Here is a 12,879-nt window from a genome sequence, read left to right on the forward strand (position 1 = left end):
TTTCGCCTCCAAACTAGTCCTTGACCTGATTTACTTTTTTTAATTTGCTAGAGACTTTTTCATTCAGTACACTTTCGTATACATTTTTAAGTTCTTCACCGATTTTATTGATACTTCGCTCTTTTGCTGTTTGATAACCGGCTTGTGTCGTACTCGGTAGTTCTTGATTGGTAATCTGTTGGATCAGTCGGATAAATTCTTCGTTTGTCTTCCCCATATAGCAGTTCTTGCTATCTTCTAACCAGCCATTATACACTGGAATATCTCGAACAAGTACGTTTTGTTTGCTTGCTAAAGCTTCTAAAACAACGATCCCTTCTGTCTCTTCATAAGAAGGGAAAAAGAATAGATCTGCACCTGAATACGCACCTTCTATGATCTCTCCACGAATGTAACCAGGAAACAGGACATTTTCAGGATGATCTTCTTTTACAATTTTCCGGATGTTCCGAGGAATCGAGTACATGGGAACATGACCAAACCAAATAAATGTGTATTCGGGCATCTTCTTAGCAATTTCTACGAAATCAATGATTCCTTTACGTTCGAAAAACAAACCGACACAAATGATTACTTTTTGATCCGGAGACAGTTTGAAATATTCTCTGAACTTTTGTTCTTTCATTGGATCAGGGCGATATTTCTCTAAGTCGATCCCATTGGAAATAGCTTGAATCGGCACACGGATACCATAGCTTTCCAACAACTGTTTTGAATAAGGTGTTGGCGTGATCAGATAGTCCGCTTTTTGGTACAATCCTACCAGATATTTTTTTACGATAGGAGAAAGCTGGTTCGATCCGATAAAGGAATTTCGGAAATCTTCCTCTGTAGAATGCGCATGATAGACAACTTTTTTTCCTTCTCTTCTGGCTTTATTGACCATATTATGACTATTGATTCCGTATGTATTGATGTGCAGGATGTCATAATCTTCTTTTTCATCTAGTGTATAAGAGATACCAACTTCCGTCAGAGCACGTTTTTGATGATCAAGCGCACGCCCGATTCCAGATTTTGCAAGCATCTTTTCACTTTCAAAATATAATAATACCTTCACCTTACGTCCCCCTTCACTTATATAGTATAACATAGCCTACAAACTGTCACTCAAACTTAAGCCCTATTTTTATCTATTCTTACTGACAAAAACGTTTTCTTAAAAAAGAACAAAAAAACTGGCGTAGCTCTTTTACAAGCCACACCAGCTTTTGATACGTTGTTTATTTTACATATTCATGAACAAGTTCAACGACTTCTTCCATCGTATCGCATTCTTTCAATGCACGATCAGCAAGTTCAGCCATTTTCGCTGTGTCCAAGCGTTTCATTAAACTACGCGTTTTAAGAATAGATGTCGCACTCATTGAGAACTCATCTAGACCCATACCTACTAGCAATGGAACAGCTGTTTGATCTCCAGCCATTTCTCCACACATACCTGCCCATTTTCCTTCAGCGTGTGCTGCATCAATTACATTTTTGATCAAACGTAAAATTGATGGGTTATATGGTTGGTACAAGTAAGAAACGCGTTCGTTCATACGGTCTGCTGCCATTGTGTATTGAATCAAATCGTTCGTACCTACAGAGAAGAAATCTACTTCTTTTGCAAACTTGTCTGCTAAGACTGCTGCTGCTGGAATCTCGATCATGATGCCGACTTGGATCGTATCAGATACTTCCTTGCCTTCACTGATCAATTTTTGTTTTTCTTCTTCAAAGATCGCTTTTGCTGCGCGGAATTCTTTGAGTGTAGCTACCATAGGGAACATGATACGTAAATTACCATGAACAGATGCACGAAGCAATGCACGCATTTGTGTACGGAACATTTCGTCGCCTTGTTCAGATAAACTGATACGCAATGCACGATATCCTAAGAATGGATTCATTTCATGAGGTAATTGCAGATATGGTAGTTCTTTATCTCCACCGATGTCCATTGTACGAACAACTACAGGTTTTCCTTCCATACCTTCTAATACAGCTTTGTAAGCTTCATATTGGTCATCTTCTGTTGGGAAGTCTGGAGAATCCATATACAGGAATTCAGTACGGTACAGACCAACTGCTTCTCCACCATTATTATGGACACCAACTAGATCTTTTGGTGTTCCGATGTTTGCAGCTAATTCAAAATGCTTGCCGTCAGCTGTGACAGTTTCTGCATTTTTTAATTTTTCCCATTCTGCTTTTTGTGCTGCGTAATCTGCACCTGCTTTTTCAAATTCAGCTTTTTGTTCATCTGTAGGATCGATGATTACATCGCCTTCGATCCCGTTGACAGCCAAAATATCGCCTTCTTTGACTTTAGCAGTAATTTCTTTTGTACCAACGATTGCTGGAATTTCTAAAGAACGTGCCATGATAGCAGAATGTGAAGTACGTCCACCAATGTCTGTTACAAACGCTTTTACAAAATTGCGATCTAATTGTGCTGTATCACTTGGAGTCAAGTCATGTGCAACAACGACCACTTCTTCGTTGATCATTGATGGATTTGGTAAAGTAACGCCTAATAAGTGCGCTAAAATACGTTTAGCAACGTCACGAATATCTGCAGCACGCTCTTGCATATAAGCATTATCTTCCATTGCTTCGAACATACCGATATACATATCCGTTACTTCTTTTAGCGCTGATTCAGCATTTACGCTGTTGTCTTTAATATTTTGCTTGATTTGACCTACCATTTCTGGATCTGAAAGAACCATCAAATGGGCATCAAATACTTGCGCTTCTGCTTCACCTAAGCTTTGCGCTGCTTTTTCACGAATTTGCTGCAATTCTTCAGTAGATTTAGCTAATGCAGCATCCAAACGAGCTTCTTCAGCCGCAGTATCTTCTACTGTTGCCTTACTGAATGTTAAATCCGGTTGAACTAGCAGGTAAGCTTTTGCAACGGCTACACCGTCACTAGCGGCAATCCCTTTTAGCATTTCAACCATTATTCAGATAAGCCTTCTTTCTTCATTGTTTCAACGATTGCTGCCATTGCATCAGCTTCGTCAGCACCTTCTGCAGTAATAGTAACATCAGAACCTTGACCTACACCTAAAGACATAACGCCCATGATTGATTTCAAGTTTACTGATTTACCTTTATACTCTAAGTTTACATCAGAGTTAAATTTGCTTGCTGTTTGTACTAATAGTGTAGCTGGACGAGCGTGGATCCCAGTTTCTGCTACTACGTGAAATTCTTTCTTTTCCATATTAATCGGTCTCCTTTAAGTGAGTGTTGTTTTTATGTGAGGGTTTTCTTTTTTAGTAATTCAGAGAATCCTAACAAATGCCACCCTTTCATCTGTAAAGATTAACATTTTTTTTCGTTAGATACAACAGTTTTCATTCAATTTCAGATAAAAGTATTCAAATTATTCCGGATTCTTTTTCATCCTTTTCTTCACATTTTATAACAAACGTGTTTATTTTCTTTTTCTTGTCGCTTTCTCTTCTCCTGACGTTTATCATTCTTTCCTTTGACCCTCTTTGTTTTCATATGAAACGAATTACTTGCTTCCCTTTTTATTTTTAGTATAATAAGAGTCAAAGGTCAGGAATGGTCAATAGAGATTTCACCTTTTCTACCTCATAAATCTCTTAAAAAACTAGGGGTTATTCTTTTACCTCATGAAAAACGAGATGTAAAATATGGATGTACCCATTTTTGTGAAAGGACGTGAATGATTCATGCTTTGTCAAAACTGCGGCAAGAATGAGGCAACGATTCACTTGTATGCCACTGTCAATGGTCAGCGGACACAACTCGATTACTGTCAGAGCTGTTATCAAAAAATCAAAAATCAACAAAATGGAGGTCTGACTAATATGGCCCAAAATGATCCATTTGGATTTGGCAGTTTGGACGATCTTTTCCGTTCCATGTCTCGCCAAATGCAACAGCAAGGAAATTATGAGCAAACACCACCAACACAATTTGGCGGAAACAACAACTTCAATGGTGGTCAGCCACCTCAAGGCAATACAGAAGGTTTATTGGGAGAATACGGAATCAATATCACAGAACAAGCACGACAAGGTGATATCGATCCTGTGATCGGACGCGATGACGAAATCAAACGAGTCATTGAAATTTTAAATCGCCGAACCAAGAACAATCCTGTCTTGATTGGAGAACCAGGTGTTGGTAAAACAGCAGTTGTTGAAGGTTTAGCACAAAAAATCGTAGATGGTGATGTACCGCAAAAATTAATGGACAAAGAAGTCATTCGTTTAGATGTCGTATCTTTAGTCCAAGGTACTGGTATACGAGGACAATTTGAAGAACGTATGCAAAAATTGATTGAAGAGATCCGTCAAGCAGAAAATGTGATCCTATTCATAGATGAAGTTCACGAAATCGTCGGTGCTGGTTCTGCTGGTGATGGAAATATGGATGCTGGTAATATTTTAAAACCAGCTTTAGCTCGAGGAGAATTACAAATGGTTGGTGCTACTACCTTAAATGAGTACCGCATCATCGAAAAAGACGCTGCTTTAGAACGTCGTATGCAACCTGTACGGGTAGATGAACCAACTGTCGAAGAAACGATCAGTATTTTGAAAGGTTTGCAAAAACGTTATGAAGACTATCATCATGTAAAATATACTGATGAGGCCATCGAAGCAGCCGCAACTTTATCCAATCGTTACGTCCAAGATCGCTTCTTGCCGGATAAAGCCATCGATTTGCTAGATGAAACAGGTTCTAAGAAAAACTTGACGATCCAAATCGTTGATCCTAAAACAATCGAGAAAAAACTGCAAGAAGCAGAAGAACAAAAAGTTTTAGCTTCTCGAGAAGAAGATTTCGAAAAAGCAGCTTATTATCGCGATCAGATCAATAAACTTCAAAAAATGAAAGAACGTCAGCTCACTGAAGAGGAAACACCTGTGATTACCGAAAAAGATATGGAAAAAATCGTTGAACAACGGACAGGTATTCCAGTGGGTGAATTAAAAGAAAAAGAACAGACACAACTGAAAAACTTAGCAGATGACTTGAAAGCTCATGTCATCGGACAAGATAACGCTGTAGATCGAGTAGCGAAAGCGATTCGCCGAAACCGTGTTGGATTAAACAAACAGAATCGTCCAATCGGCTCCTTCTTATTTGTTGGACCAACTGGTGTAGGTAAAACAGAGCTTGCGAAACAACTTGCCTACGAACTATTCGGTTCACAAGATTCAATGATTCGTTTCGATATGTCTGAATATATGGAAAAACATAGTGTCTCTAAATTGATTGGTTCTCCTCCAGGTTATGTCGGATACGAAGAAGCTGGTCAATTAACAGAAAAAGTACGGAGAAATCCTTACAGTCTTGTCTTGTTAGATGAAGTAGAAAAAGCTCATCCAGATGTTTTGCATATGTTCTTGCAAATCTTAGATGATGGTCGATTGACAGATGCACAAGGAAGAACGGTCAGCTTTAAAGATACGATCATCATTATGACAAGTAATGCCGGAACTGGTAAAGTAGAAGCAAACGTTGGTTTTGGTGCGGCACGCGAAGGTGTTACTCGTTCTGTATTGAACCAATTAAACAACTACTTTACACCAGAATTTCTGAACCGTTTTGACGGGATCATCGAATTCAGTGCATTATCAAAAGAAAACTTGATGACAATCGTCACACTAATGCTAGACGATGTCAACCAAATGCTGGCAGCACAGCAACTTCACATCGAAGTTCCTACGAATGTCAAAGAAAAATTAGTTGACTTAGGCTATGATCCATCTATGGGTGCTCGTCCTCTTCGACGCACGATCCAAGAACAAATCGAAGATGGTATCGCTGAATTTTATCTTGATCACCCTTCTATCCATGAGTTGAAAGCAAAACTGGATAAAGATGGAAAAATCATCGTTACTTCTAAACCAGAACGTTTGGCAAAAGAATCAGCCGAAGAAACGGCTGAATAAATCCAGTTTTATAGCGTGAGACGGTATTTCTTTGAGAAATGCCGTCTCATTCTTTTTTCAGAAAAGTCAAAATACTGTTCATTTTATAAAAAAGAAATTATAATAAGAGAAACAAGCAATTAAAAATACATAAAAGAGGTGAGCGCCATGAAATTGGTAAATGTAACAAACAGCCATTCCCGTCTTGTATTAAACCAGCTTGAAAACACTGATGCCCATCTAGTCAAGGTCTACACAGCCGGAAATACCACTATTGTCTACACTGAAGCCCCTGAACATAATGAAATTCTGCTGATCAATGACAAACGTAAAATCCAGCCGAAAGAAATCGAAGATGCTAAAAATTATTTCTTAGATAAAATCAAAGACGCCGTTTACCACGAGGATGAAATCAAAGTAATCGAATTGGCAGGCCTTGTTGAAATCTCGATTCCAAAACATGAATTAGGCGCTACATTAGCCGTGTAAACAAATTTTGAACATAATAATTAAAGAGCGTGGGACAAAAGTAAAGAACACTTTTGTCTCACGCTCTAAACACGTATAAACGGCGGAAGCAGAAGCAACTCCTTCGGAAATAAGCTGAAATTCACGAAAATTGCTTTTCAAATTTTTGTGAATTCCAGCTTATTTCTTGGAGTTAAACGCTTCTGTCTCAGCCTCTTTTTCTTTCTAGCTTTTTGATTTTTCTCTTTTCTTTTGTACTTTTCTCTTTTCATTTTCAGTTCTACGTGTGTCTTTATTTTTAACTTTTTCCTCTTTATGGATGATTGATCGTACTTTTTGTGCAATTTGCTCGTTTTTGTCCCAGTCTTTTACATCTAATAATCGACATAATCGTAACATCTCTTCTTTTTTCTGTTTTTTTCTTTCACGTCTTTGCCATTCTGTTTCCATGTTTCACACTCTCCTTTCTTTAATCATATGTACGCAAAATAATTTTTATATTTTTTTGATTAGACATTTCTATGATTTTAAATAGTAAAAAGAGCCGTCACGGAAAATCCGTCACGGCTCTAAACAAAATATGAGAAGCTGTTTTTGTTTGGCTATTCTTATTACTTGATGCAGGGCAGCTTGTGTCAAGACTTCTTTACATCAGACTTTTTAATTTTACATTAGGATATTTATCCGCAAACCAGCGTTCTGCAAATTGGTTCTCGAATAAGAACAATGGTTGGTCGAAACGGTCACGAGCCAAGATATTGCGACTTGAACTCATCTTCTCATCCAAATCTTCTGGATCGATCCAGCGAGCGATTTTGTGTCCCATTGGAGACATGATTACTTCGGCGTTATACTCATTTAACATACGATATTGGAATACTTCAAATTGTAGCTGACCAACAGCTCCAATGATATATTCTTCCGTTAGATAAGTTTTATAAAGCTGAATCGCTCCTTCTTGAACTAATTGATAGATTCCTTTGTGGAAGGATTTTTGTTTCATGACATTTTTTGCAGTCACTTTCATAAACAGCTCTGGAGTAAATGAAGGGAGTTCTTCATAAGCAACTTTTAGTTTTCCTTCGAACAATGTATCCCCAATCTGATAATTACCTGTATCATATACACCGATGATATCGCCTGCTACTGCTTTTTCGACGTTTTCTCTCGAATCTGCCATAAATTGTGTGACATTGCTTAATTTCAGTTTTTTATTTGTACGTTCCAACCAGACATCCATTCCTCGTTCGAATGTTCCAGAACAGATTCGGACAAAAGCGATTCGGTCACGATGGGCTGGATTCATATTTGCTTGGATCTTGAATACGAAACCTGAAAATTCTTCCTCATAAGGACTTACCATCTGATCATCTTGTGTTTTGTGTCCATAAGGAGCTGGTGCCAATTCAACGAAAGTCTCTAAAAAAGTCTGTACACCGAAGTTAGTCAATGCAGAACCAAAAAATACTGGTGTCTGATCGCCACGAGCAATTTTTTCTTGATTAAATGCATCTCCAGCCTCTTTGATTAGTTCTACTTCTTCTAAGACTTGTTCATATAAGGAATTTTCAGTTAGAGGATGATTTTCGGGAAGCAGTCCATCTTCATCCAATTCTACTAATCGTTCATCCTGATAATTTTCCGGACGATAAAACTCTACACGATTATGGTAGATATCATAAAGACCTTCTAGCCCTTTACCCATACCGATTGGCCAATTCATCGGATAAGATTCGATATCTAATAGCTCTTCTAATTCTTCTAACAATTCCAATGGTTCACGACCATCACGATCTAGTTTGTTGATAAAAGTAAATATCGGGATACCACGTTTTTTTACAACTTGGAATAATTTCTTTGTCTGTGCTTCGATCCCTTTTGCACTATCGATTACCATGACCGCACTATCCACGGCCATCAAAGTACGATAAGTATCTTCAGAAAAATCTTCATGTCCTGGTGTATCCAAGATATTTACTCGTTTCCCTTGATAATCAAACTGCATAACAGAACTAGTAACAGAAATCCCACGTTGTTTCTCGATTTCCATCCAGTCTGATTTGGCAAAATTACCTGTTTTTTTGCCTTTTACGGTCCCGGCTTGACGGATAGCCCCACCAAACAATAGTAATTGTTCTGTAATCGTTGTTTTCCCAGCATCCGGATGGGAAATGATCGCAAAAGTTCTGCGATTGTCCACTTGTTGCTTTAATTCTGGATTATTCATAACCTAACTCCATTTCTTCCATTCAATTATTTATATTTTCTCTAGGCACAGATTGTCCGATCTCTTAAAGAAAGACAATTTCATATAGGGCTGTGACAAAAGCCGTGTAGCAGTCTCTTTTTCCGAGTAAACGGCGTTCTAGAGACAGCCTATCAGCAATAAGCCCACCCAAGCCAAAAATACGAAAAGCTGTTTTTGCTTGGCTGCTCTTATTACTTAATGCAGGATAGCTTTTTCACAACCTTTGTCAACTACTACAACTGAATCAGTATAGCATGGATTCAGCGAATGAAAAAGCCACCAAACCATAAGAGTCAAATATTTTTTTGTCAGCTGACTAAAAAAAAAGACGTGTTGCTTGTTTATTCAAGCAACACGTCTTTCATAACCAAGTTTCCAATTATCTTCTTGGCTCGTCATCTTCGAATTCTTTTCTGAAGTATCTTCGTTCTTCTTCAGGTTCCGCTTCTGTTTCTTCCGGATCATGAAAAATGACACGGATTTTAAGGATTCGAGAACCTTCCATTTCTTCAGAAACCAGCGTAATATTATCGACATCAAACGATAACTTTTCGCCTTCATCCGGAATCATGCCTAATGCTGTAATCAAATAACCAGCCATCGTATCTACATCACTCATATGCAGATCACTGTCAAAAGCTTCATTGAACTCATCAATCAGCATACGTCCTTGGATGATATATTCGTGTTCATCGATTTTTTCATAAAGATTCTCAACTTCATCTGATTCATCATCGATTTCTCCGACGATTTCTTCTAAAAGGTCTTCTAGTGTTGCTAACCCAACGACGCCGCCATATTCATCTAATAAAATAGCCATCTGATTCTGCGTCTTTTTCATTTCATATAACAGATCATCAATAAAGACCGTTTCAGGAACGAATAAAGGCTCCTGCATGATTTTCTTGATATCTAAATTATCAAAGCCGAATTTATGGGCAGCTTTTAGTAAATTCTTTGTATGAAGGATTCCGACTACTTTATCTTTGTCTTCGTTATAAACAGGGATTCTTGAATAGTTTTCGGATAAAACTTCATTCACATTTTCTTCCACAGTATCGTTGATATCAATCATAAATGCATCCGTTCGTGGGACCATGACTTCTCGGGCAACTTTCGTATCAAGAGAAAAAACCCCTTGGAGCATTTCTAATTCTTCATTATTCAATACGCCTTCGTTTTCAAGCATATAACGCATTTCATCTCTGGTCATTTTTGAATCTTCATCATCAAAAGTCATCGGCGTGATACGCGCCAATAAACTTGTGGAAGCAGAAAGCAACCAGACGAAGGGCTTAGCTACTACACCAATCAAGCGTATCAGCCCTGAAGTGAACTTTGCGACTTCTTCTGATTTATTTAAAGCAATACGTTTAGGGTACAATTCTCCAAAAACAATCGATACATAGGTCAAAATAGCCAGCACAATGATATTTGCAATATTTTTTGCCGCTGTGCCGCCACCTAATACCGGAGCTAACCGTTCCGATAAAGTATTAGCTAGTGAAGCACCAGACAAAATGTTGACCAAAGTGATTCCTACTTGGATTGTCGATAGGAAATTATTTGGATTCTGCAATATTTTTAAAAGCTTTTGAGATTTCACATCTCCTTCATCAGCTTTTTGCTCGATTCGATTCTTATTGATCGAAACAACAGCAATTTCGGAAGCTGCTAAAAAAGCATTGATCAATGTCAAAACGATCAATAATAAAATCTGCGCTAACAGCGACTGACTCTCAGGGTCAGCATTCATAATCGCATTCTCTCCTTATAAAATTAATTTTTAGTTTACGATAGAAAAAAACGTGGCACTATAGCCACGTTAAAATGGTATCACAAAGCAATTTTCTTTGCAATAAAAACAAGTGTACTAAAACTACCTACGAGGTCGTAGCAATTTTCTTCTTGTTTTCATTTTGCTTGTCTTCTTTGACGATTTTGATTATATAGGAAATGATCGTCTTGCAGATTGCGTAAAAAGGAACACCTAAGAAGATACCAAGCAATCCGGCAATATTTCCAGCTACTAGAAGAACGATAATGATCGTTAATGGATGGATTTTCAGTGATTTCCCAATTACATTAGGATAAATGATATTCCCATCCAACTGTTGGACGATTAGCACAACCACACAACAAAGTAATGCTTTTACCGGATCATTGAAGACTGTTACTAAAAATGCAGGTGCTAGTCCTAGATAAGGTCCTAAATATGGAATTAGGTTTGTCAATCCCGCAATGACCCCAAATAAGAAAGCATAATCCACACCAATTACCATATATCCTAAAAATGTGAAGGTACCAACGAATAAACATTCGATTGCTTGTCCGCTAATGTAATTAGCCAATGTTTTATTCAGTTGCCCCAATAACTCCACAATTTGGTTTCTTCTTTTTTCTGGGAAAAACTGTTGGATGTTTGGCACTAGTTTTTCTCCGTCTTTCAACATATAGAACAAGATGAATGGTGCTGTAATGATTACTACAGTTGCCGAAGCGATCGTTCCAACGATCGAACCTAAACTATTGGATACTCCACTAAGGAATTGCTGAATGATTGTCCCGTAAGAAATGTCTAATTGCTCAAAATATTTATTGATATCTACTTCCTTGAACAAAGGCAATTCGGCTACCTCTTTTAACCAGCTTTCTACCTGTTTGATGAAATCAGGCATATTAGATGCCAATGAGGAAATTTGCTGTACTAGACTTGGGATGACACTAAGTAAAATCCAAATAATTGCTGCAACTAAAAGGAGCAGCACAATTGCGACAGCCCATATTCTTTTGATTTTTGCTTTCATCAACAGCTTGACAATAGGATTCAATAAATAGTAAAGAAAGCCTGCAATCAGTACAGGTGCAAATAACGTGGAAAAAAATGTCCCGATCGGTTCGAAAATAAAGTTTATTTCTGATGAAATCATGATCAATGCAGCTATGATCAATAATTCAAGCGACCAAAACATTAGTTTAGACTGTCTAAGTTTTTCAAACAATAGATTTCCTCCTTTCTTTCTTACTAGTATATATTATATTCGTTAAAAATTCTTTTATTCTTTTTTTATTTTTGAAAACTTGCCATACTTTTTATTTGTTTTATTTTCCAGTATACTATACGAAAGGAAGGTGGCTAGACCATGAAAGTTGTACAAACAAAAGATACAATGAGCAATATTTACTTAGATGCTGTACGGATCAGGCATCAAGTTTTTGTAGTCGAACAGGGTGTGCCTTTGTCTCGAGAAATAGACAAAGATGAAGCCCATTGTATCCACTTCGTCCTGTACTCAGATAAAAAAGAACCGCAAGGAACTGTACGTCTTTTGCCTTTAGAAAACGGAAAAATGAAATTACAGCGGATGGCGATTCTTTCTGAATACAGACACCAAGGGTTAGGAAAAATATTGATTGAAGAAGCAGAAAACTTTGCTAAGAATCAAGGCTATAATACGATTTTATTAGGGGCACAGTCCACAGCTGAAACTTTTTACGAAAAACTAGGATATACAGCTTACGGCGATCCTTTTGAAGATGCTGGCATGCCTCATATTTATATGAAAAAGACTTTATAAAAATTTATTTCGAAAAAAGCAAAAAACAGCAAGCTTTTGAGAAAAATCTCTCATTGGCTTACTGTTCTTTTTTGTGTTTACTTACGCGACAATTGCTTGTAACGGTTATACCAAATATCAATATAGCCTTCCGAGAACGGGCCATCTCCATTATTGATCCAGTCAACCAGAATCTTCACATTTTCTTTTAGGATGAAGTCAATATCGTTCGGATAATTCATCATTTTGCTGTGCATCTCATATTCATCGACATCCAATAGTCGTTTCTCGCCGTCAGGAAATACCTTGATATCCAAGTCATAGTCGATATATTTCAAGGCCTCATCGTCCAGCAAAAAAGGTGAAGCTAGATTACAATAATAGGAAACCCCCTTTTCTCTGATCATTGCTATTACATTGAACCAGTATTTTTTATGAAAATAAACAATCGCTGGTTCGCGCGTTACCCATCGGCGTCCATCAGATTCAGTGACTAATGTGTGATCATTCACGCCGATCATAGAGTGTTCGCTTGTTTTTAATACCATGGTATCTCGCCACGTTCGATGCAATTTGCCGTCGTGCTTGTAACTTTGGATCGTCACAAACTCTCCTTCTTTTGGAACTCCCATAGCAACCCTTCCTTAAGCAGCATTTTGTGCTTTGTGTTTGGGTGTTCATTACACCGACATCATAA

11 protein-coding genes are annotated in these 12,879 nt (G+C 37.7%); 3 read left to right on the forward strand and 8 right to left on the reverse strand.

Annotation, left to right across the window (positions count from 1 at the left end; translation table 11 throughout):
• Nucleotides 1–13: 13 nt before the first annotated feature.
• The 3 genes from OZ002_RS07560 to OZ002_RS07570 all read right to left on the reverse strand — a co-directional run bounded on the left by OZ002_RS07560 (nucleotide 14) and on the right by OZ002_RS07570 (nucleotide 3,217).
• Nucleotides 14–1,060 (reverse strand): glycosyltransferase family 4 protein, encoded by a 1,047-nt coding sequence (locus OZ002_RS07560; protein ID WP_002323526.1) that lies wholly within the window; start codon nucleotides 1,058–1,060, stop codon nucleotides 14–16.
• 163 nt (nucleotides 1,061–1,223) lie between these two features.
• The gene (ptsP, locus tag OZ002_RS07565) at nucleotides 1,224–2,951 is read right to left on the reverse strand and encodes a phosphoenolpyruvate--protein phosphotransferase (RefSeq protein WP_002295388.1); all 1,728 of its coding nucleotides are present in this window, start codon (nucleotides 2,949–2,951) and stop codon (nucleotides 1,224–1,226) included.
• Nucleotides 2,951–3,217, reverse strand: a complete 267-nt coding sequence (locus OZ002_RS07570) for a phosphocarrier protein HPr (protein WP_002287602.1) — start codon at nucleotides 3,215–3,217, stop codon at nucleotides 2,951–2,953. Before OZ002_RS07570 ends, ptsP begins: the two co-directional genes overlap by 1 nt.
• Nucleotides 3,218–3,695: 478 nt before the next feature.
• Here OZ002_RS07570 and OZ002_RS07575 point away from each other — a divergent pair, with 478 nt between their 5' ends.
• Both OZ002_RS07575 and OZ002_RS07580 read left to right on the forward strand, forming a co-directional pair.
• Nucleotides 3,696–5,930 (forward strand): ATP-dependent Clp protease ATP-binding subunit, encoded by a 2,235-nt coding sequence (locus OZ002_RS07575; RefSeq protein ID WP_002287598.1) that lies wholly within the window; start codon nucleotides 3,696–3,698, stop codon nucleotides 5,928–5,930.
• A 147-nt stretch (nucleotides 5,931–6,077) separates the two neighbouring features.
• The gene (locus OZ002_RS07580; RefSeq protein ID WP_002290825.1) at nucleotides 6,078–6,398 is read left to right on the forward strand and encodes a DUF1827 family protein; all 321 of its coding nucleotides are present in this window, start codon (nucleotides 6,078–6,080) and stop codon (nucleotides 6,396–6,398) included.
• Nucleotides 6,399–6,602: 204 nt separating this feature from the next.
• Here OZ002_RS07580 and OZ002_RS07585 read toward each other — a convergent pair whose 3' ends face one another.
• The 4 genes from OZ002_RS07585 to OZ002_RS07600 all read right to left on the reverse strand — a co-directional run bounded on the left by OZ002_RS07585 (nucleotide 6,603) and on the right by OZ002_RS07600 (nucleotide 11,627).
• Nucleotides 6,603–6,827 carry a hypothetical protein gene (locus OZ002_RS07585; protein ID WP_002287661.1) on the reverse strand — a complete coding sequence of 75 codons (225 nt, stop codon included), beginning with the start codon at nucleotides 6,825–6,827 and terminating at the stop codon, nucleotides 6,603–6,605.
• Between the two features lie 196 nt (nucleotides 6,828–7,023).
• On the reverse strand, nucleotides 7,024–8,604 hold the full coding sequence (locus OZ002_RS07590; RefSeq protein WP_002298237.1) for a peptide chain release factor 3: 1,581 nt from the start codon (nucleotides 8,602–8,604) through the stop codon (nucleotides 7,024–7,026).
• Nucleotides 8,605–9,004: 400 nt separating this feature from the next.
• The gene (locus OZ002_RS07595; RefSeq protein WP_002295395.1) at nucleotides 9,005–10,381 is read right to left on the reverse strand and encodes a hemolysin family protein; all 1,377 of its coding nucleotides are present in this window, start codon (nucleotides 10,379–10,381) and stop codon (nucleotides 9,005–9,007) included.
• 127 nt (nucleotides 10,382–10,508) lie between these two features.
• Entirely contained in the window at nucleotides 10,509–11,627 is a 1,119-nt protein-coding gene (locus OZ002_RS07600) for an AI-2E family transporter (protein ID WP_002290821.1), read from the reverse strand.
• A gap of 141 nt (nucleotides 11,628–11,768) precedes the next feature.
• On the opposite strand from OZ002_RS07600, the gene OZ002_RS07605 reads away from it, so the two are divergent.
• Entirely contained in the window at nucleotides 11,769–12,203 is a 435-nt protein-coding gene (locus tag OZ002_RS07605; protein WP_002290819.1) for a GNAT family N-acetyltransferase, read from the forward strand.
• A gap of 77 nt (nucleotides 12,204–12,280) precedes the next feature.
• Here the strand turns inward: OZ002_RS07605 and ntdP are convergent, their stop codons facing one another.
• The gene (gene ntdP, locus OZ002_RS07610) at nucleotides 12,281–12,814 is read right to left on the reverse strand and encodes a nucleoside tri-diphosphate phosphatase (RefSeq protein WP_002290817.1); all 534 of its coding nucleotides are present in this window, start codon (nucleotides 12,812–12,814) and stop codon (nucleotides 12,281–12,283) included.
• Nucleotides 12,815–12,879 lie beyond the last annotated feature (65 nt).

The organism is Enterococcus sp. E4-150 (assembly GCF_035726465.1).
Taxonomy (GTDB): Bacteria; Bacillota; Bacilli; order Lactobacillales; family Enterococcaceae; genus Enterococcus_B; species Enterococcus_B faecium.

What these genes read in the sequence shown, in the direction of transcription:
- ptsP (WP_002295388.1), bottom strand. Translation starts at nt 2,951, where the DNA reads ATGGTTGAAATGCTAAAAGGGATTGCCGCTAGTGACGGTGTAGCCGTT.
- OZ002_RS07570 (WP_002287602.1), bottom strand. Translation starts at nt 3,217, where the DNA reads ATGGAAAAGAAAGAATTTCACGTAGTAGCAGAAACTGGGATCCACGCT.
- OZ002_RS07575 (WP_002287598.1), top strand. Translation starts at nt 3,696, where the DNA reads ATGCTTTGTCAAAACTGCGGCAAGAATGAGGCAACGATTCACTTGTAT.
- OZ002_RS07580 (WP_002290825.1), top strand. Translation starts at nt 6,078, where the DNA reads ATGAAATTGGTAAATGTAACAAACAGCCATTCCCGTCTTGTATTAAAC.
- OZ002_RS07585 (WP_002287661.1), bottom strand. Translation starts at nt 6,827, where the DNA reads ATGGAAACAGAATGGCAAAGACGTGAAAGAAAAAAACAGAAAAAAGAA.
- OZ002_RS07590 (WP_002298237.1), bottom strand. Translation starts at nt 8,604, where the DNA reads ATGAATAATCCAGAATTAAAGCAACAAGTGGACAATCGCAGAACTTTT.
- OZ002_RS07595 (WP_002295395.1), bottom strand. Translation starts at nt 10,381, where the DNA reads ATGAATGCTGACCCTGAGAGTCAGTCGCTGTTAGCGCAGATTTTATTA.
- OZ002_RS07605 (WP_002290819.1), top strand. Translation starts at nt 11,769, where the DNA reads ATGAAAGTTGTACAAACAAAAGATACAATGAGCAATATTTACTTAGAT.
- ntdP (WP_002290817.1), bottom strand. Translation starts at nt 12,814, where the DNA reads ATGGGAGTTCCAAAAGAAGGAGAGTTTGTGACGATCCAAAGTTACAAG.